Raw genomic sequence first — 19,301 nt, 5'->3', positions numbered from 1 at the left:
TTCAGAATAGGCTGGAGATGCCGGGTTAGAAGTTCAACAGAGACGCCTTGCAGACCAGCTTTTTCGACTTCGACTCTTGGACAGGACCCGTCACTAGCGCCGGCCCGCCAATCGAGGTATGGGTTGTGGTCGTAAACAGTTCGGAGGTAAATCTTACCTGCGGCGCGGTGTCGGTCACGTTCACGTCGGGCACGACCAAGGTCAGCGTCTCGGTAGAAAGATCCGGCGTTTGTTCGGTCACGATGCTTACCAGCTTGCCGAGAACGGTGTCCTGAATGCTGATTTGCTCCCCGCTCTGCGAAAGACTTTCCGCGGGAGTGGTTACCGTCAGGGTCGGCTCGCCCGTAAAGCTCGTCGTCGCATAAGAGACGCTCACCCCCGCACCCCGGCATTCGTAGGAGTTTGCCGGAACCGGTTCCGCATAGGCGCTTGCAGACAGAAGACTCAGCACTACAATCAGTTTCAATTTCATCAGTATTTTCCTCAAAAATAGCGTGTTATTTCAAAATAGAATCTGACGTCCCTACCCAGGTGACAGCAGATTAACAAGACAAAAGCCCCTGAGGAAAGATTCTAACTAATTTTCCTTACGCGCTACTTAATGCAAGCAAGGCCGCCATAACCCGCCGCTGATCATTTTAACCCCCCTTATTGCTGCGCCAGATAGAAAACAGCAGCCAAACGCCGCCCAAAGAGGCGAAGACATAGCCGAAGAAACCGAAAACCGGCAACCCGAAGACCTGGTTTTCCTCCTTGACCGTCATGATGATCGAGGTGCCGATGATCAGCGCGGCGGTCACGATCCCCATCGTCAGCCGGCTGATCGCCATATCGATCTTGTCGACATAACGGCCGATGCCCTTGACGTTGATGTCGACCTGAATCGCGCCTTTGCGGGAGGCTCTGAGCAGGTGATGCAGTTCTTTCGGGAAGGCGGACATCAGATCGACGACGCCGGCCAGATTGCGCCAGCCGCGTTTGACGATCACGTCAGGGCGGTAGCGGTCGGCCATCAACTTCTGCAGATAAGGCCCCGCGAACACCAAGGTATTAAATTCCGGATCGAGATGCCTGCCGAAACCGTCCAGCGTGATATAAGCCTTGATCAAGAGCGCCAGATCGGGCGGCAGGCTCAGGTCATGATCCCTGAGGATCGCCAACAGGTCGCCCAGCATCAGTTGGAGGTTTAAATCCTTCAGCGACTGCGCGCTGTATTGATCGACAAAGGCGTCGATCTCGACCGCCAACGCCTGTTCGTCGGTCTGAATCACATCGGACCAATCCTCGAGGATTTCGACGACCTTGATCGGCATCCGGTTGACCATGCCGTACAACAGGCTGATCACCTGCTCCCGCCTCTCCTCGGTCAGACGCCCCATCATGCCGAAATCGATGAAGGCCAGCCGATTGTCGGGCAGATAGAACACATTGCCAGGGTGCGGATCGGCGTGGAAGAAGCCGTCTTCCATGATCATCTTCAGGATCGCCTTGGCGCCCCGTTCGGCCAACAGCTTATGGTTCAGGTCGGCCTTGACCAGCGCGGCCAAGTCCCGCCCCGGAATGCCCTGGATATATTCCTGCACATTCAAGCGCTCGCCGGTAAATTCCCAATACACGCGCGGAATATGAATGTCGGCGTCTGCCGCCAAATTGCCCGCCACCCGTTCGGCATTGCGGCCCTCCGCGGCAAAGTCGAGTTCCGCCCGGAGCGACTGCGAGAATTGCCGGAAGATTTCGCGCGGATGGTAGCGGCGCAGCTCCGGCACATCGCTCTCGATCACATCGACCAGCCGGTTCAACAAGCGCAAGTCGGCCTCGATGATTTTGCGGATGCCGGGACGGCGAATCTTCAGGATCACCGCCGTGCCGTCCTTCAACACGGCTTTGTGCACCTGCGCAAGGGATGCCGCCGCCAGCGGCGCACGGTCGATTTCGAGGAAGACTTCGCCGATATAGCCGCCGATGTCTTCCTGCAATTGCGGAATCAGTTCGTCGAATGGCACAGACGGCGCTTCATCGAGCAACTTTTCAAATTCCGCGATATAAGCCGGCGGAAACAGATCGATCCGGGTCGCAAGAATTTGCCCCATCTTGATGAACGTCGGCCCCAGATCCTCCAGCACGCGCCGCACCCGATGCGGCGTATCGAGCGTCGCAAATTCCTCGACGCTCTGCCAATGCAGCGTTCTCCCGAGACGCTCCAGCGCACGCTCGACGCCGAGCGCGTGCACGAGCCCTCCGAAACCGTAACGGATCAGCACCGTCGCGACATCCTGGGCCCGGCTTAAATCCTTGGCCGCATTGATCAGTTCCCATAACATGATGTGTGCTTTACTCGCTATTCGTGCGGCTTTTCAGGGTGGAGGCTCTCGGCGATCCCCGCCAGAAAGCCGCCGGCTATTTTCGCCAGTGCCGATGTCGTAACGACCGCGCCGGTCACCACCGCATGTTGACCGGAAACCCTGAGGTTATCGAGCCCCTCCAGAATGAGCCGGCTTTGCCTGCCGACCTCGGTGCCGTTCGCCCGCGCATGGGCGAGAAAGTCTTTCGCTATTTTCGAGGCGGTCTCATTGCCGTGCCGGCCGATCGTTTCGATCGTGTCGAGAAACATCCCTTCTAGGCTTTTCAAGTCTTCGGCCGCGCGCTTGAAGTCGTGGCTCGAAAACTCGTCCACATTCGAGGCCGCCTCCTCGATCGCGAGCTTGGAAGCCTCGGCGGTCTTCGTCAAGGCGTCGTCCAGAGCCTCGGTCGATTGTTTGAAGGCGTGTTTGGCCGGATCATACTGCTGGCTCAAGCCATCGCTCATGCCTTTCAACACCGACTCCATCACGTCCTTGATGTTATCGACATCCAAGGTTCGCTCGGTCAAGGCCTTCAGCGTGATGCCCCTGACCCGCTCATAAATGTCGACACCGGACTCGACCGTCTCGCGGACTTCTTTTTCTATTTGCTGCTTCGTATCGTTCATGGCGTTTCTCTCTGCTAATCGAAAAATGGAAAATCATGATCCCTGTTAGAAATGACCGTGCCAGCAAGGTTCCGCGGCAAAGATTGGCTTCAAATTCGGACGCCCGGCGCCCGGCTATGGCTGTCGAGCAGGTTCAGATAATTCGAGCGCTCGAAAACGCCAGGATTCGCGCAGCGCTGCTTGCTCAATTGTCCCTTCAGCTCATACAGCGCAGCAACCTCACTGCGTTCCAGCCAATCCAGCATGTCGTTCTTGATCGTGCCGAGATATGCCGGTCCGCGTTCGAGCAAGACCGAACACAGCTGCGTCACGTCCGCCCCGGCCAGGATCAGCTTCAACGCGTCCTCGGCCGAACGTACGCCACTGGTCGTCGCGAGCGACAGTTTGACCTTGCCGCACAGCAGCGCGACCCAGCGCAGCGACAACAGGCTGTCGGCCGAACGCGACCATTGCAACTCGGAGGTCACCTGCAAGTTGTCCAGATCAATATCGGGCTGATAGAAACGATTGAACAACACGACGCCGTCGGCGCCGGCCTGTTCGAGACGCTTCACGAAATGCGCAAGTCCTGTGAAATACGGCGACAGTTTCATCGCGATCGGGATAGCGACCTGACTCCGCAGTTCGCCGAGCAGCTCCAGATAACGCGCCTCGATGTCGGCGCCGGATTCGTCGACATCGGCGCTCAAATAATACACATTCAATTCGAGCGCATCGGCGCCGGCCTCCTGCAAGGCTTTGCCGTGCGCGACCCAACCGTCCAGCGACACGCCGTTCAGGCTCGCGATCACCGGGATTTTGAGCGACCGTTTGAGCTTGGCGAGTTGCTCCAGATACTGATCCAGGCCGTGCCGATAGCCGCTGCCTTCGGGCAAAAAGCTGTCGGCCTCGGGATGCCCGATACCCTGGTTGATCAAAAACCTAGCCGCCGTTTCTTCCTGATGCCGAAGTTCCTCCTCGAACAGCGAATACATCACGATCGCGCCGGCGCCGGCGTCTTCGAGCCGCAAGGCCGAATCGAGACTGCGCGACAGGGGCGAGGCCGAGGCGACCAGGGGACTGGCCAATTTCAGGCCCAGATAGTCGGTGCTTAAATCGATGCCGTTCATGCTTTTTCTCCTGGGTTGGCGGACTTGCCGGCCGCATGGCTTGGCGCATCCTCCGTCTTCGTGAAGACCCTGTCCGCGAGTTCGCGGTAATGCCGGTAGCGCACGTTCACGTCCTGCTGAGATAGCTGCAAGAATCGTTCCGAATCCTCCGGATGCGTCCGGCTGAGTAGGCTGAAGCGTGCCTCGGTCAGTGCATAATCGCGGAACGGCAGCGACGGTTTCTGGCTGTCGAGCTGCAAGGGATTATGGCCTTCCTTTTCTCTGCGCGGATCGTAGCGGAGCAGCGGCCAATGCCCGCTGCGCACCGCCATGTCCTGTTGGCGCAGATTGTTCGATAGATCGACGCCGTGCGCGATGCAGGGACTGTAGGCGATGATCAACGAGGTGCCCGGATACGACTCGGCTTCCAGGAACGCGCGCAGGGTCTGCGTATCCTTCGCGCCATAGGCGACCTGCGCGACATAGACCTGTTCGTAATCGATCGCGAGCCGCGCCAGATCCTTCTTCGGGGTCGCTTTGCCGCCGGCCGCGAACTTCGCGATCGCACCGCGCGGCGTCGCTTTCGACATCTGGCCGCCGGTATTCGAATACACCTCGGTATCGAGCAGCAAAATGTTCACGTCGCGTCCGGACGCCAGCACGTGATCGAGGCCGCCGTAGCCGATGTCGTAGCCCCAGCCGTCGCCGCCGATGATCCAGACGCTGCGTTTGACCAGCGTATCCACGACGGCGAGCAGACGCGACGCAGCCTCGTCGTTTAGAGCGCTCAATCTTTCCTTCAATACTGCGACCCGCTCATGCTGCTCATAGATTCCGGCCTCGTCGCTCTGATCGGCACTCAAGATCGCGTCGGTCAACTCCGCGCCGATCTCGCCGCGCAAAGTTTCCAGCAACTCCTCCGCATATTCCTTCTGCTTGTCGATCGCGATCCGCATGCCGAGGCCGAATTCGGCATTGTCCTCGAACAGGGAATTCGCCCAGGCCGGCCCCCTGCCCTCGCTATTCCGGCTCCACGGCGTGGTCGGAAGATTGCCTCCGTAAATCGACGAGCAGCCGGTCGCATTCGCGACCACCATCCGGTCGCCGAACAGCTGCGTCGCAAGCCGGATGTAAGGCGTTTCGCCGCAACCGGCGCAGGCGCTCGGAAACTCGAACAGAGGACGCAGGTGCATCGCCTCCGGAATCTTGTTATGATGCAGCGCGCCGCGCTCGAAATCCCGGATGCTTTCGAAAAACCGCCAGTTGGCGCTTTCCTGTTTGCGCAGCGGCGGCTGCGGGGCCATGTTGACCGCCTTGCGCTCCGGCTTCAAAGGATCGCGGATCGGACAGACGTCCACACACAGGCTGCAACCGGTGCAATCCTCCGGCGAGACCTGATAGCTGATCAGCAGATTCTCGAACGCCTTGCTCTTGACCGGCACATATTTGAACGTCGGAGGCGCATCCTTGACCTGTTCCGGTGCAAACACCTTGCTGCGGATCACGCTATGTGGGCAGACGAACACGCATTTGCCGCACTGCGTGCAGAGGTCGCTTTCCCAGACCGGAATTTCGAGCGCCAGATTGCGTTTGTCCCAGACCGAAGTCGCGGTCGGAAAGGTGCCGTCGGCCGACAAAAAGCTGACCGGCACCGCATCGCCGCGGCCGGCGATGATTTCGCCGGTCACGTTTTTGATGAACTCGGGCGCATCGGCCGGCACCGGCGGCGGGATTTCGCTTTGGCTGGTGGCATCGCTCGGCACCGCGACGCGATGCAGGTTGGCCAGCGCCGCATCGATCGCGTTCAGGTTCGCCTCGAGTATCCGCTGCCCGGCCTTCTGATAGGTTTTTTGTACGGCCGCCTTGATCGCGGCGATCGCATCAATCTTCGGAATGATCTCGACCAACGCGAAGAAACAGGCCTGCATGACCGTGTTGATCAGGCGTCCGAGGCCCGATGCCTCCGCGATCGCATAGGCGTCGATCGTATAAAACGCGATTTGCTTTTCGATCATCGCGGCCTGCATCGAGCGCGGCAGCGATGCCCAGACCTGATCGGCCGGCAGCGACGAATTCAAGAGAAACACAGAACCCTGCGCGGCCTTGTCGAGCATCCGGTAACGCTCAAGAAACACCGGCTGATGGCAGGCGATAAAACCGGCCTCGCCGTTGCCGATCAGGTAGGTCGAACGGATTTTTTCTTTGCCGAAGCGCAGATGCGAAACGGTCACCGCGCCGGATTTCCGCGAATCGTAGACGAAATAGCCTTGCGCGTAACCCTGCGTCTTGTCGCCGATGATCTTGATCGAATTCTTGTTCGCGCTGACCGTGCCGTCGCTGCCGAGGCCGTAAAACAGCGCGTTGACCGCCTGTTTCGAGGCATCGGTGCGAAAGCCCGCATCCCAGCGCAAGCTGGTATGGCCGACATCGTCATCGATGCCGATCGTAAACTGATTTTTCGGCTCCTGCTTCTCCAGTTCGTCGAAAACGGCTTTGACCATGCCCGGCGTGAACTCTTTCGACGACAGCCCATATCTTCCGCCGATCACCTTTGGCAACGCGGCAAAGCAAGGCTGTGCGCCCATCGCGTCTTGCGCGAGCGCGGTCAGAATATCTTTGTATAAGGGGTCGCCGTCCGCGCCGGCTTCCTTGGTGCGGTCCAGCACCGCGAGTCGGCGCAGCGTCTTCGGCAGCGCCGCCAGCAAGGCCTCGGCACAGAAAGGCCGAAACAGCCGCACCTTCAGCAAACCGACTTTTTCGCCGCGCGCGGCCAGATGCTCGACCGTCTCTTCGACCGTCTCCGCGCCGGAACCGATCAGGACGATCGCCTTTTCGGCATCGGCAGGGCCGACATAGTCGAACAGGCGGTAATGGCGGCCGGTCAATTCGGCGAAGCGGTCCATCGTGTCCTGCACGATGCCGGGCATCGCCTGGTAGTAAGGATTGACCGTCTCGCGCGCCTGGAAATAAATATCCGGATTCTGCGTCGAACCGCGCAGCACCGGATGCTCGGGCGACAAGGCCCGCCGTCGGTGCGCGGCGATCAGTTGGTCATCGATCAGCACGCGAATCGTTTGCTGGTTGAGCGGTTCGATGCTGGCGATCTCATGCGAGGTTCGGAAACCGTCGAAAAAATGCACGATCGGTATCCGCGCGGCCAAGGTGGCGGCCTGCGCGATCAACGCGAAATCCTGCGCCTCCTGCACCGAATTGGACGCCAGAAACGCAAAACCGGTAGCCCTGGCCGCCATCACGTCGCTGTGGTCGCCGAAGATCGACAGCGCCTGGCTCGCCAGCGACCTTGCCGCGACATGGAACACCGCCGGGGTCAACTCGCCGGCGATCTTGTACATGTTCGGAATCATCAGCAGCAGGCCCTGCGAGGCGGTAAAGGTCGTCGCCAGGGCGCCGTTCTGCAAGGCGCCGTGGATCGCGCCGGCCGCGCCCGCCTCGCTCTGCATCTCGATGATGCTCGGCGTCGTGCCCCAGAGATTCCCGCGCCGTTCGGATGCCCATTTATCGGCCAACTCGCCCATCGGCGACGCCGGCGTGATCGGATAAATCGCGATCACTTCACTGGTCAAATAAGCGACCGTGACGGCCGCTTCGTTGCCGTCGATCGTGGTTTTGCTCTTTTGCATACACGTTACCTCAATATTAAGGTTGTGAATCACGGGTTCCTCCGGGATTGTACTCTAAAACCATCCTGCCGCGCTGCCAACCCGCGTGACTGCGGCGGTTTTTCGAACCTGTGCCGAAAAATGGTAGAATCGACAGTTTCTCTCCTTAGATTCCATCCGAACGCTGAATGACCACCGTCTCCAAACTGCCTGCCGAAGCCCTGAAACTGCATATCGATCTGACCGGCGTCGATCTTGAGGAAGCGTCGATGCCGCATGCGCCGATACTGGGGCAAGCCCGGGCGCAATCGGCGCTCGAATTCGGCGTCGCGATGACCCGGCCCGGCTATAACATCTATGTGATGGGCGAGCCGGGAATCGGCCGCCTGTCGATGATCAGCCAGCATCTGACCGCGATCGCCGAACAGCAGGACGCGCCTCCCTCCTATGCCTATGCGGACAATTTTCAGAATCCGCGCGAACCGGTCGCGATCGAATTGCCGCCCGAATACGGCGCGGTATTCAGCGCGGATATCGAACATCTGATCGACAATCTGCTCGCGACCTTCCCGGCCGCCTTCGAAAGCCCGACCTATCAGCAAAAAAAGACATCGATCGAGCGGCATTTCAATCAGTATTACAACAACGCGATCGACTTGGTCGATCAGAAAGCGCTGGCGATGAGCATCGCGCTGTTCCGGGAAAGCGAGCAGATTTCGTTCGCGCCGATCCGGGAAGGCAAGGCGCTCGACGACAATCAGTTCACGCAATTGCCGCAGGCCGAACGCGACACCTTTCACAAGCAGGTCGAGGAGCTTGAGGAATATTTGAGCGACGTGCTGCTCGAATTGCCGCAATGGCGAAGGGCGTTGGTCGAAAAGATCAAGCAGCTCGACAACGATACGATCAGTCTGGCGATCGAACCGTTGTTCGCCGAGCTGAACGACAAATATCAGAATTTCGACGATGTGATCACCTATCTCGCCGAAATCGACAAAAATCTGCGCAACACGATTCCCGAATACCTGATGCCGGGACGGACGATCGATCCCCGCGAATTTGCGAACCGGCGGCAGGTGCTGACCGAATTGTATGCGCCGAATATATTGGTCGACAACAAGCTCGAACACGGCGCGCCGGTGATCCACGAGCCGCATCCGACTTATCAAAACCTGTTCGGCCGCATCGAATATGTCAGCGAACAGGGCACCCTGGTCACCAATTACCGGCGCATCTGCGCAGGTTCCTTGCACCGGGCGAACGGCGGCTATCTGGTTCTCGATGCGGAGAAAATGCTGACTTATCCCTTCGTCTGGGAAGGGCTGAAGCGCGCCTTGCAGGCCGGCAAGATCGAGATCGAATCGCCTTACTCGGAAATCGGCATCAATACGATTACCCTGAAACCGGAAGTGATTCCGCTGAATGTAAAGGTGATCCTGGTCGGCTCGCGCGACATTTATTATCTGCTCGAAGAACTGGACAGCGAATTCAACGAAATGTTCAGAATCCTGGCCGACTTCGACCATTATATTCCGCGCGATGCCGGATCGATGAAACAGTTTGCCGCGCTGATGAACCGCCATGCGAAGGATTCCGGAGCGAAACCGCTGACCCGGGCCGCGATCGAGGCACTGATCGAACACAGCTGCCGGTTGTCCGAGAACCAGCATCATTTTTCCGCGCGGATCACCGAATCGCTCGACATCATCGGCGAAGCGAGTTTGTTTTGCGCGAAGGCGAAGCTTGACCGGATCGACAGGCAGCAGATCGAAGAGGCGCTAGCCGCCCGTGAATTCCGTAACGGGCGGATTGCCGAGATCATGCTCGAAGAAATGCTCGACGGCACGATCCTGATCGATACCGAAGGCGAAGCGATCGGCAAGATCAACGGTCTGACCGTGCTCGAAATCGGCGGCAGCAGCTTCGGCGCGCCGGCGCGGATCACCGCGACCGTGTATCCGGGCTCGCGCGGCATCGTCGATATCGAAGGCGAGGCCGAGCTCGGCCTGGCGATCCACTCGAAAGGTGTGATGATCCTGACCGGTTATCTCGGCCATACCTACGCGCAGCAGTTTCCGTTGGCGATTTCGGCCAGCATCGCGATCGAGCAGTCCTACGGTGAAATCGACGGCGACAGCGCCTCGCTGGCCGAACTGTGCTGCCTGATTTCGGCGCTGACCCGCACGCCGATCAAACAGTCGTTCGCGCTGACCGGCTCGATCAATCAATATGGCGAGGCGCAGGCGATCGGCGGCGTGAACGAAAAAATCGAGGGTTATTTCAGACTTTGCAAGGCGCGCGGTCTGGACGGCCATCATGCGGTGATCATTCCGGCCGCCAACAAACGCAATCTGATGCTGAAGCAGGACGTGATCGACGCGGTTGCGAAGGGATTGTTTTCGGTTTATGCGGTGTCGAACGTCGATCAAACGCTCGAACTACTGACCGGCCAGCTGGCCGGCACGGCCGATCATGACGGCAATTATCCGGAGAATAGCATCAACTTCAAAGCCATCTCCCGACTGAAGGAAATTTCGGACATGGCGAATGCGGATGAGGAAAAGGTCGAAGGCGCCTAGCTCACAAAAGGGCTGCCAACGCCACGCCTCGCAATTTAGATCGTGGCCCGCACTTGATAAGGCGCTTCATAGTCGTTGTGATACAAAAACTGCAGCCCGGCGTCTACATTTCGATCAATAAAGCCGCTGCCGATATCCCACAGCACGGTCACTTGCGTGCATTTTTGCGGATGCACGCGAACCTGCAAATAATCGGACAGCCGCCAGATCATATACAGACCGACGCCGCTTTCCCTGACTTCAATACCGCCCTCCATCGCCCGCGCCAGGCTCTTGAAAAAAACCCCGGGTGTCAAGGTTCCCCAGTAATCGGTAATCATCAGCCCCAAAATATCGCCGCCCCGCGCGACATCGACGCTGATTTCCTCATAAGAAGCCAATTCCCTCGCCTCGCCTTTCGTATAATAAGGCATGCCGCTGTTGTCGCGCGGCGCAGAGTACAGGCTGTTTTCGATCATTTCGTCCAGCACGGTCAATACGGCGTCCAGCAGATCGTTCGGCAGGTTATGATGATCCCTGAGCCAGGCAGAGACCGATTCGGTAATGGCCGCCTCGTCATCCGTACGCTTCAATTCGAAATGGCGGTATTCGGACTTGCTGGGCATCAGCGCATACAAATCGTCATCGAGCGATTCGTTATGCTGATTCAACAGCCGGTTCCAGCCCAGCTTATTACAAAAATCGTTATGCCTTGGCAGGATACGGCAAATACGATCCTGATCGAAGTGTCTCGAAAATCCGGAGTAACCGTCTTCGGTAAAAAATGCAATGCTATCCTTCGCCGCCTGGGTAATTGGACGCCCGTTGCGACGGCACAGGGAAGCCGGCATGCGGATAATGTTGTCGGCTTCGCCGTGCGCGGTGCCCGGAATCAAGGCATCGCCACCGGGTAAGATAACCTCATCCTGCTGCCGGGCATTGAATTGCAGCAAATTGGCATCGGCGGTTTGCGGAAGCACCGAATCGCCCTGGTTCACGGAAGCCTCGGCACCGGTGAGCAGAAACATGCCCGGTTTGCCGGAGGCGGGTTCTTCGATCACCGTCATATGCCAGTCCATCGGCATTTGTTTACCCGAAGCATTCATCATGGGCGCCTCGATTCGGGCAAACGCCGCGTGCGCGCCGGACATCATGCCGTTAAACAGCGCCTGCAATTCATGCCTCTGTTCGGCCGGAATCAACCGCGCAAAAAAACCATCCCCCTTGATTTCGCCTGCGCTCCAGCCGCAATGCCGTTCGGCATGGCGATTCATCAGCACCACGTTGCCGTCGGCATCCAGACCGAAAATAGAGACCGGCACGGTATCTATCACCTTGTCCGCCAGGAGCTTTTCCTGGCGCATCCGCAATGCGCTGTCCCGCAACTGCTGCAATAAGGGCTGCAACAACAGCATGCCGATCATCACCAGGGAACCGAGCGAAACCGCAAACATCCAGTGCTGCTTGTTCGCCACGTTGCCGAGCATCGCCTCGCTGTGCTGTTGATAGCCAGTACTGACTCGGCGCATCTCCTGCAATAAGCGTGGCGACAGTGAATCCAGCAGCCTGCGCAATTCGGGATCGGTACTATTCAGCGCGTGCGGCGGCATCTTCTGCAGCTTGTCGGCGGACGCCGTGTATTCCTTCAGCAACGTATCCAGAGGCTTATCCTGACCCGCGAGCAATGCGGCATGAACCCGCTCCAGTTGCTCGATGGCGCCGAGAATCTTGTCGTCACCCCCAAAAGCCGCAGGACCGTCGCCATTGATGCTTTTCCGGATCAACCCGAGGTTGATCGTCTGCACGGCTTCCGCCTGCTCGGCGCTCATTTTGAGCCGCTCCGGATTGTTGTGCAAATCGCGCATCCCGGCAGCCGTCACGAGATAAGTCAATGTCACCGCGCCCCCCATCACGCACAACACCCGCATGGGCTGCTCCAGCATCCGGCCGGCAATACGGCGAAAAATGTCTTGCATCAGGTTTTCTCCTGTCAGTTTGTTGTCGTCCTTTCAGACGGAATGATTTACCGGTTTAACCTGTTTCCTGGACGGAGCACCTCGACCTATGACGCTCGAAGAGCCTATAGAAAACACCCAAACACTGTTGCTCGGCCGAAAAACCTAGAGGGACATTCAAGTTTTCGATACCCCAAAGGTAGCAGAGAACGCAGGGGTGTCAAAAAAGGGGGAGATTTCCAGACGTCACGGCAAAACGGATGAATTAAAGATAATGCAAAATATCTTTTTTATTTGGGCTGGAGGCAGATCGGCAAAACCGACATCAGGATGACCGCATGCGAGCGGGGCCGCCTTGTTGGCACAATGCAGGCAGGAGAGGAGGATTAAAGCCTATGTTTTCAAGGCATTACTGAAAACCGCAGAACAAGGACTGCATGCGGGTGCGGCCCTTATCTACTGCAAATATTGTTTTGATAGCGTGAACCAATTCACAAAATTGAAGACGAAAATCCTACGAACCCGGGATCGCCTGGAAAGGGGAAAGCGCCCGTGATTTCTCCGGGCGCTTTGCTAGTTCAATGCGGATGCCGAGGTTACCGAGCCATTACTGCCCCGACTCGGTCACGATCACATCGATACCGTTTTGCCGCAAGCGCGAGCGGATCACGCTGACGCTGGCCATGCGCGTATAAGGCCCCAACATCACGCGATGCCAGACCACGCTGCCTACCTTGGTTCTTTCGATACGCGACTCGATCCCCATCATGGCCAGTTTGGCGCGCAGACTATCGGCTTCCTCGCCATCCTGGTAGGAACCCGCCAGCAGAATGTAGTGGCTTGCCTTGGCCTTGCCGACCCGCTCCTCGCGCGTGCGCGTGTTGATCTCATGATCGGGCACGATGATTTCTTTTTTCGGCAAATACTGATAAAAATCGAATTGCGGGCCTTGCGGCTTGGGCACCGCCTCGACTTTTTGCCCGGTTTTATCCTCAGGCTTTGGCGCCGAACCATTAGCCGGTTTTTCCGCAACAGGCGGGTTGGCGGCCTGCTGGGAGCCTGTCTGTTGGGCGCCCTTGCTGCCGATGTAAAACAGAAAGACCACAAAGCCGATGATCAACGCGGTGATCAGCATCCACCGCCACATCGACATGCCGTCTTTCTGCTTGGGCCGGCGGCCGCCGCGCGGATCCTGGGCTCTGTATTTGTAATCTCTGGCCATGTTACATTGTTTCAGGCGTGGTGATATTCAACAATCCCAAGCCGTTGGCAAGCACTTGCCTGACCGCGGCGATCAGATTCAAGCGGGCGTTGCGCAACGGCGCGTCCTCGACCAGTACCTTATGCGCGTTGTAGTAGGCATGAAAATCGTTCGCCAACTCGCGCAGGTACAGGATCAACTGATGCGGCTCGTGTTGCAGCGCGGCGCGCTCCAGCGTCTCGGGATAGCGCGCCAGCTTGGTCACCAAATTCATCTCGTGCTCCTCGCTCAGCAAGCCGAGGTTTTCCATGCCGAGCGGCAGGTTTCTGTCCAGCCCTTTCTCGTCGAGTTGGCGGAACACGCTGCACACCCGCGCGTGCGCATACTGCACATAAAACACCGGATTGTCGTTGGTTCTGGAGGTCGCCAGCTTCAAGTCGAAATCCATGTGCTGCTCGGAACGGCGCAGCACATAGAAGAAGCGCGCCGCATCCTTGCCGACTTCGTTGCGCAGTTGTCTCAAGGTCACAAACTCGCCCGAACGGGTCGACATCTGCACCTTTTCTTCGCCGCGGTATAGCGTCGCAAACTGCACCAGCAACACCTTCAATTTGGAGGCATCGGCGCCGAGGGCGGTCATAGCGGCCTTCACCCGCGGAATATAACCGTGGTGATCGGCGCCCCAGATGTTGATGATCTCTTCGAACCCCCGGTCCAGCTTGTTCATGTGATAGGCGATATCGGACGCGAAATAGGTGTATTGGCCGTTTTCGCGCTGCACCACGCGGTCCTTTTCATCGCCGAGCCGGCTCGAGGCAAACCAGGTCGCGCCGTCCTGTTCGTAAAGATGGCCACCGGCGCGCAGGCGGTCGAGCGCCTTCGCGACCGAATCGTCAGCCATCAGGCTGCGTTCGGAGAACCATTCCTGATAGTCGACGCCAAACTCCTGCAAGTCGGCCCGAATGTCGTCCAGGATGTTGTTCAGGCCGGCCTGGAAAAAATGTTCGTAATGCGCGCTGCCGAGCAAATCCTTAGCCCGCGCGATCAAGGCATCGATGTGGATTTCCTTGTCGCCGCCCTGCGGTTCGTCGGGCGGGATATTTTCGAAAACCGCCTCGACCGAAAAACGGAAGGCTTCGCCCGAGTCCTTATGAATTGCCCAGGAGATGTCGCGCACATACTCGCCGCGGTAACCGTTGCTCGGGAAATGCACGACTTCGCCGCAATCCTCGAGGTAGCGGAGCCAAATGCTGGTAGCCAGAATGTCCATCTGGCGGCCGGCATCGTTCACATAATACTCGCGGTGTACGTCGAAGCCGACCGCCGCGAGCAGATCGGCGACGACCGAGCCGTAGGCCGCGCCGCGTCCGTGACCGACATGCAGGGGGCCGGTCGGGTTGGCCGAGACAAATTCGACCTGCACCCGTTTGCCGGCGCCCGCCTTGCTGGTGCCGAATTCGACGCCCTGGTCATGGATGGCCCGGATGATGTCGTACTGACCGGCCGGATCGATGAAGAAATTGATGAAACCCGGCCCTGCGATTTCGACTTTGGCGACCGCATCGTCCTTTGGCAGCGCCGCGACAATTTTCTCGGCCAGTTGCCGGGGATTCGATTTGGCCGGCTTCGCCAGCATCAAGGCCAGATTCGATGCAAAATCGCCATGCAAGGGATCCTTGCTGTGATCGATGTTGATGGACGGTTCTACGTCCAGGGGCAATGCGCCATCGCTTTTGAGTGTTTCAACGGCCAGGCGCAGCAGTACCTCTAGTTTTTTTTTCATTACGGGTAAACAGATGAAAGAATCGGAAAAATATGCGTGCATTATCCATCAAAATCACCGGATTATCCATCCGGCCGACAGCTGACGCCTGAAATCACGGGCTTTCCATGATCTCAAATCAGCCACTGCTTTCCTGCGGCAACCGAGTTCATCACACCCCGGCATCTACCGTGCCGCCTTGTCTGACGCAGCTTTCCTCAACAGCATAGTCGATTTTTTCAAGACCGCACTGTATTCCGCATCGAGAAAAGCCGATACCAGGAACCCGAGCAAAACCCGTTCCAGAGAGGAAATGCAAATCTTTGGCATGGGATTTAGCGCCGAATTCGAGCCTCCCCGCATAAATTCCCGCCCCTTCATAATCGTCGCAAAAACATCCGCCATGACCAAGACAGTGCAATATCGCGTCGAATCACACCAACTCGGTGCAAAAAGAACGGATGCCGCCCCCACTGTTCCTTGAAGCCCGCTTGTCATACCCAGCGATGGCTTCACTTTTTGCCCAAGAACGCTCTCTGGCATGGAATATGCTAAATGATTAATGCAATACCCGTAGTGACTCCGGCCTACTCGGACCCGCTCTTTTTCAACTTGCTCTGCTTCATGTCGGTGAAAACAGCCGCGCTGCCGCCGTAGCGTTCAACGATGCCGTTCTCCGCCTCGACCGCTACGACTCTGCGCCGCATCGACCTGTTTCCCCTCCGGAAAAACTCGCTCCCGGCGTGGTTTTCCGGCGCGTGCCAAGCCTTCAGCCCTGCATGTTCGGCGGTCAACCGCTCCCTATCGACGGCGATCCGCCGAATGAAGGCAACATGCTTACCCGCAACGACCAGGGCCAACTTTGACTGACCCGCGGCGATTCGACTGTCGCCAAGGCAGGCAAAGCCCCCGCGTCCTGGCGGCGGGTCAAACCGCGCAACGCGGTGCCAAGTACGCTGCACGGCCCACCGCTCCTTAGGGCTCCCGCAGGAGAGGGTGGCCAGGGCCAGGGCGGCGGAGTTTGTGCGGAATCGAAAATCCCCTCAATACAGATCCACCGGGTCGACATCGAGCGACCAGCGCAGATGCTTTTCCTTTTTCATCTTATCGATTGCCGGCGTCAGACTATCCAGCAATTGCTGCAACGCCTGCCGGTTGACATCCTGGAACAATAGCTGATACCGGTAGAGACCTGCGCGTTTCGCCATCGGCGCGGCAACCGGGCCCAGGATCAGCGTCTCTCCGGCCTGCAGCTTGCCGGCCAGTTTTTTGACTTCCTCCAAAAACACCTTGGGTCTGAAGGCATCGCTCGCCTGAACTCTCAGCAAGGCCTGATGACTGAACGGCGGCAGCGCTGCCGCCCTACGCTCGTCCAGCGCCTGCCGGGCGAAACCGTTGTAGCCCTCGCGGATCAAGGTCGTCAGCAAGGGATGCTCGGGATGGCGGGTTTGCAGGATCACCGTACCGGGCTTATCCTCGCGTCCGGCCCGCCCTATCACCTGCACGATCATCTGCGCGAGTTTTTCGGCGGAGTGAAAATCGATGCTGTACAGGCCGCTGTCGGTGTCGAGGATCGCGACCAGCGTCACATTCGGAAAATGATGGCCTTTCGCGAGCATCTGCGTGCCGAGGATGATGTCCGCCTGGCCTTCGTTGATCTGGCGCAAATATTTTTCGAGCGAGCCTTTGCGCTGTGTGGTGTCGCGGTCGAGCCGAATGACCGTTTTGCCCGGAAACAAGGTGGGCAGGACTTGTTCGACCCGTTCGGTGCCGAGCCCGAGCGGCGTCAAGGTACTGCCGGTGCAGGAAGGGCAGAATTTCACGATCGGCTGTTCGCCGGCGCAGTGATGGCAACGCAACTTTTGTTCGCGAAAATGGATCACCAGATTCGCGTCGCAATGCGCGCAACGCGCGACCCAGCCGCAGTCGTGGCAGATCAAGGTCGGCGCGAAGCCGCGCCGGTTCAGGAACAGCAGCACCTGCTCGTTCTTGTCCAGGGTTTGGCGGATCTCCGCGAGCAAGGCGGCGGAGATGCCTTCATGCAGGGCCTTGTTGCGGATGTCGAGCAGGCGGACCCGAGGCGCCGAGGCGTTGCCGGCGCGGTTAGGCAATTGCAGCCAGCGATAGCGTCCCGATTGCGCGTTATACAGACTCTCCAGCGACGGCGTCGCGGAGCCGAGCACTACCGGAATGTTCAACAATTTTCCGCGCACGATAGCGACATCGCGCGCGGAAAAGCGGAAGCCTTCCTGCTGTTTGAACGAGGTGTCGTGCTCCTCGTCCAGGATGATCAGCCCCGGCCTCGGCAACGGCGTAAACAGCGCCGAACGGGTGCCGAGCAGAATCGAGCAGACGCCCTGCTGCATCGACAGCCAGGCGGTCTGGCGCTGGGTATCGGTCAGCTTCGAATGCGACACCGCGATATTCACCGCAAAACGCTGCCGGAAGCGGTTTTCGAGCTGCGGCGTCAGCGTGATTTCGGGCAGCAGCACCAGCACCTGCTGGCCGCGCTCCAGCACCTCCCGAATGATCTGCATGTACACTTCGGTCTTGCCGCTGCCGGTCACGCCTTCGAGCAGAAACACGCCGAAACGGCCGAGTCCGTCGCAGACTTCGCTAATCGCTGCGGACTGTTCGGGATTGCATTCGATCGGAGTGCCCTTGATCAGCGGCAGAGCGGCATCCGCCGGCATGTCGCCATCGCCGATCTTGACCCAATCCTTCGCGAGCAATTGCTTCAGCGCGGGCCGCCAATTTTCGACCGCCGCCAATTGTTCCTCGCTCAAACCGTTCGGGCTGTTCTGCAGCGCTTCCAGCAATTGTTTTTGTTTCGGCGCTCTATGCAGCCCTGCCGAATCGAGTGCCCTGCCTGCATCGGTCAGCACGTAGCGTATCGGAAGGTCGAGGATCGCGGCCTTGCCCTGCCGCAGCCCGACCGGAAAGGCCGCGGCGAACACCTCGCCCAAGGGATGATGGTAGTAACGCGCCGCCCAATGCAGAAGGCGCAAATCGTCCGGCGCCAACAGGGGGGCTTGATCGAGAATCCGCGTGACGGGTTTTAACTGCTTCCGGCTCACTTCGCTGACCTCTTCCACGCCGACCAGATACGCGATCTTCTGCGTGCTGCCGAACGGCACCGCCAAGCGCTGTCCGGGTTTGAGCGCTTCCGGGGCTATCGTCTCCGGCGCTGCGTAATCGAATAAACGATGCAGCGGCACATCGATGGCCACCCGGAGAACGGGCGGATGGTCTTGCGGCAACTCTGGCATAGAAATTACAGTGGGGATTAAAAATGAGTGCTAAGTTGCTCTATCTCGGGGATTACTTCGAGTTACCCACAAAAGCTGTGGATAAGTCTGTGGACAAAGACTTTTTAACTGCGCTTAATTGCGGTTTTTATTACAGTTTTATTAATTTGACCAAAAAATGACCTTGTCATTTTTTTAATTTATTTTCAATGACTTGAGTCGAAATAAAAAAACTAAACGCCGCTTTTTGGACTGGTCCAGCGATCAAACGCGATACCGTAAGGCCCAATCCAATCGGTGTATAACTTGTCAAGCGCGGGAACACAATAGGCCATGAAGAATCCTGTCCCCGCCGCAGAAGAGCGATCAATTTGGCTTAGCATTCCAAAATTGCAGCAGGCTCAACGTCGCCAACAGCAAAAATGCGACCAGGGTCCAGCCCGGCATGCTCAGGCCCATGAAAATCCAGTCGACCTTCGCACAGTCTCCGGTGCCGTTCAGCATCAGTTTCAGCGTTTCGGTCAGCGGGAAGTTGTTGAAGATGTATTCGAGTCCTGGCCCGCATTCCGGCACGTCTTCGGGCGGCAGATGCTGCAGCCAGACATGGCGCGTCGAAATCGCGCCGCCGCCCAACGCGGTCAACGCGCCGAGTATCGCGTAGGTTTTGACGCCAGCGACGCCGGGATTATGCAAGGCGGCCAGCAAAAACACGATACCGGTCAGCAAAATCGCGATGCGCTGGGAAATGCATAGCGGACAGGGTTCCAGTCCGTCGACGAACTGAAAATAAGCGCCCATCGAGAGCAGAAACGCGCAGCCCAGAAAACCGAGCAAAAACCAGAGGCGTGGGGTCAATCTGATCCATTCGAGCCAATTTTTATTCATTCAATACCCGTAAGTG

The 19,301-nt window shown here is 58.2% G+C and carries 12 protein-coding genes; 1 reads left to right on the top strand and 11 read right to left on the bottom strand.

The window, feature by feature from the left end; genetic code table 11:
- Nucleotides 1–25: 25 nt before the first annotated feature.
- The 5 genes from ACEPPP_RS13355 to nifJ form a co-directional block, all read right to left on the bottom strand.
- Nucleotides 26–472, bottom strand: a complete 447-nt coding sequence (locus tag ACEPPP_RS13355; RefSeq protein ID WP_374087455.1) for a hypothetical protein — start codon at nucleotides 470–472, stop codon at nucleotides 26–28.
- 166 nt (nucleotides 473–638) lie between these two features.
- Nucleotides 639–2,321 (bottom strand): ABC1 kinase family protein, encoded by a 1,683-nt coding sequence (locus ACEPPP_RS13350; protein WP_374087453.1) that lies wholly within the window; start codon nucleotides 2,319–2,321, stop codon nucleotides 639–641.
- A gap of 17 nt (nucleotides 2,322–2,338) precedes the next feature.
- Nucleotides 2,339–2,968, bottom strand: a complete 630-nt coding sequence (locus ACEPPP_RS13345) for a DUF6781 family protein (RefSeq protein ID WP_374087451.1) — start codon at nucleotides 2,966–2,968, stop codon at nucleotides 2,339–2,341.
- Nucleotides 2,969–3,057: 89 nt separating this feature from the next.
- Entirely contained in the window at nucleotides 3,058–4,077 is a 1,020-nt protein-coding gene (locus tag ACEPPP_RS13340) for a dihydroorotate dehydrogenase-like protein (protein ID WP_374087449.1), read from the bottom strand.
- On the bottom strand, nucleotides 4,074–7,697 hold the full coding sequence (nifJ, locus tag ACEPPP_RS13335; RefSeq protein WP_374087448.1) for a pyruvate:ferredoxin (flavodoxin) oxidoreductase: 3,624 nt from the start codon (nucleotides 7,695–7,697) through the stop codon (nucleotides 4,074–4,076). The genes ACEPPP_RS13340 and nifJ overlap by 4 nt, the downstream gene beginning before the upstream one ends.
- A gap of 167 nt (nucleotides 7,698–7,864) precedes the next feature.
- Between nifJ and ACEPPP_RS13330 the strand changes: the two genes are divergently transcribed.
- Nucleotides 7,865–10,255, top strand: a complete 2,391-nt coding sequence (locus tag ACEPPP_RS13330; RefSeq protein ID WP_374087446.1) for a Lon protease family protein — start codon at nucleotides 7,865–7,867, stop codon at nucleotides 10,253–10,255.
- Between the two features lie 35 nt (nucleotides 10,256–10,290).
- Here ACEPPP_RS13330 and ACEPPP_RS13325 read toward each other — a convergent pair whose 3' ends face one another.
- The 6 genes from ACEPPP_RS13325 to ACEPPP_RS13300 form a co-directional block, all read right to left on the bottom strand.
- A complete protein-coding gene (locus ACEPPP_RS13325) occupies nucleotides 10,291–12,210 on the bottom strand; it encodes a PAS domain S-box protein (RefSeq protein ID WP_374087444.1) in 1,920 nt (639 codons plus the stop codon).
- A gap of 586 nt (nucleotides 12,211–12,796) precedes the next feature.
- Complete coding sequence (locus tag ACEPPP_RS13320) at nucleotides 12,797–13,411, bottom strand: SPOR domain-containing protein (protein WP_374087443.1); 615 nt, start codon at nucleotides 13,409–13,411, stop codon at nucleotides 12,797–12,799.
- Between the two features lies 1 nt (nucleotide 13,412).
- Nucleotides 13,413–15,173 carry an arginine--tRNA ligase gene (gene argS, locus ACEPPP_RS13315; protein ID WP_374087441.1) on the bottom strand — a complete coding sequence of 587 codons (1,761 nt, stop codon included), beginning with the start codon at nucleotides 15,171–15,173 and terminating at the stop codon, nucleotides 13,413–13,415.
- Nucleotides 15,174–15,338: 165 nt separating this feature from the next.
- Nucleotides 15,339–15,695: a hypothetical protein gene (locus ACEPPP_RS13310; RefSeq protein ID WP_374087439.1), complete on the bottom strand. Its 357-nt coding sequence runs from the start codon at nucleotides 15,693–15,695 to the stop codon at nucleotides 15,339–15,341.
- A gap of 500 nt (nucleotides 15,696–16,195) precedes the next feature.
- The gene (locus ACEPPP_RS13305) at nucleotides 16,196–18,421 is read right to left on the bottom strand and encodes a primosomal protein N' (RefSeq protein WP_374087438.1); all 2,226 of its coding nucleotides are present in this window, start codon (nucleotides 18,419–18,421) and stop codon (nucleotides 16,196–16,198) included.
- Between the two features lie 345 nt (nucleotides 18,422–18,766).
- Nucleotides 18,767–19,285, bottom strand: a complete 519-nt coding sequence (locus tag ACEPPP_RS13300) for a disulfide bond formation protein B (RefSeq protein ID WP_374087436.1) — start codon at nucleotides 19,283–19,285, stop codon at nucleotides 18,767–18,769.
- Nucleotides 19,286–19,301: the final 16 nt, after the last annotated feature.

The organism is Methylomicrobium lacus, from assembly GCF_041897535.1.
Lineage (GTDB): Bacteria > Pseudomonadota > Gammaproteobacteria > Methylococcales > Methylomonadaceae > Methylomicrobium > Methylomicrobium lacus_A.
The sequence above is the reverse complement of the archived record's forward strand: the minus strand, read 5'-3'. Positions and strand labels throughout refer to the sequence as shown.

Bases quoted from the DNA above. Each gene is read 5' to 3' on its own strand.
- ACEPPP_RS13355 (WP_374087455.1), bottom strand. From the start codon at position 472: ATGAAATTGAAACTGATTGTAGTGCTGAGTCTTCTGTCTGCAAGCGCC.
- ACEPPP_RS13350 (WP_374087453.1), bottom strand. From the start codon at position 2,321: ATGTTATGGGAACTGATCAATGCGGCCAAGGATTTAAGCCGGGCCCAG.
- ACEPPP_RS13345 (WP_374087451.1), bottom strand. From the start codon at position 2,968: ATGAACGATACGAAGCAGCAAATAGAAAAAGAAGTCCGCGAGACGGTC.
- ACEPPP_RS13340 (WP_374087449.1), bottom strand. From the start codon at position 4,077: ATGAACGGCATCGATTTAAGCACCGACTATCTGGGCCTGAAATTGGCC.
- nifJ (WP_374087448.1), bottom strand. From the start codon at position 7,697: ATGCAAAAGAGCAAAACCACGATCGACGGCAACGAAGCGGCCGTCACG.
- ACEPPP_RS13330 (WP_374087446.1), top strand. From the start codon at position 7,865: ATGACCACCGTCTCCAAACTGCCTGCCGAAGCCCTGAAACTGCATATC.
- ACEPPP_RS13325 (WP_374087444.1), bottom strand. From the start codon at position 12,210: ATGCAAGACATTTTTCGCCGTATTGCCGGCCGGATGCTGGAGCAGCCC.
- ACEPPP_RS13320 (WP_374087443.1), bottom strand. From the start codon at position 13,411: ATGGCCAGAGATTACAAATACAGAGCCCAGGATCCGCGCGGCGGCCGC.
- argS (WP_374087441.1), bottom strand. From the start codon at position 15,173: ATGAAAAAAAAACTAGAGGTACTGCTGCGCCTGGCCGTTGAAACACTC.
- ACEPPP_RS13310 (WP_374087439.1), bottom strand. From the start codon at position 15,695: ATGCCAGAGAGCGTTCTTGGGCAAAAAGTGAAGCCATCGCTGGGTATG.
- ACEPPP_RS13305 (WP_374087438.1), bottom strand. From the start codon at position 18,421: ATGCCAGAGTTGCCGCAAGACCATCCGCCCGTTCTCCGGGTGGCCATC.
- ACEPPP_RS13300 (WP_374087436.1), bottom strand. From the start codon at position 19,285: ATGAATAAAAATTGGCTCGAATGGATCAGATTGACCCCACGCCTCTGG.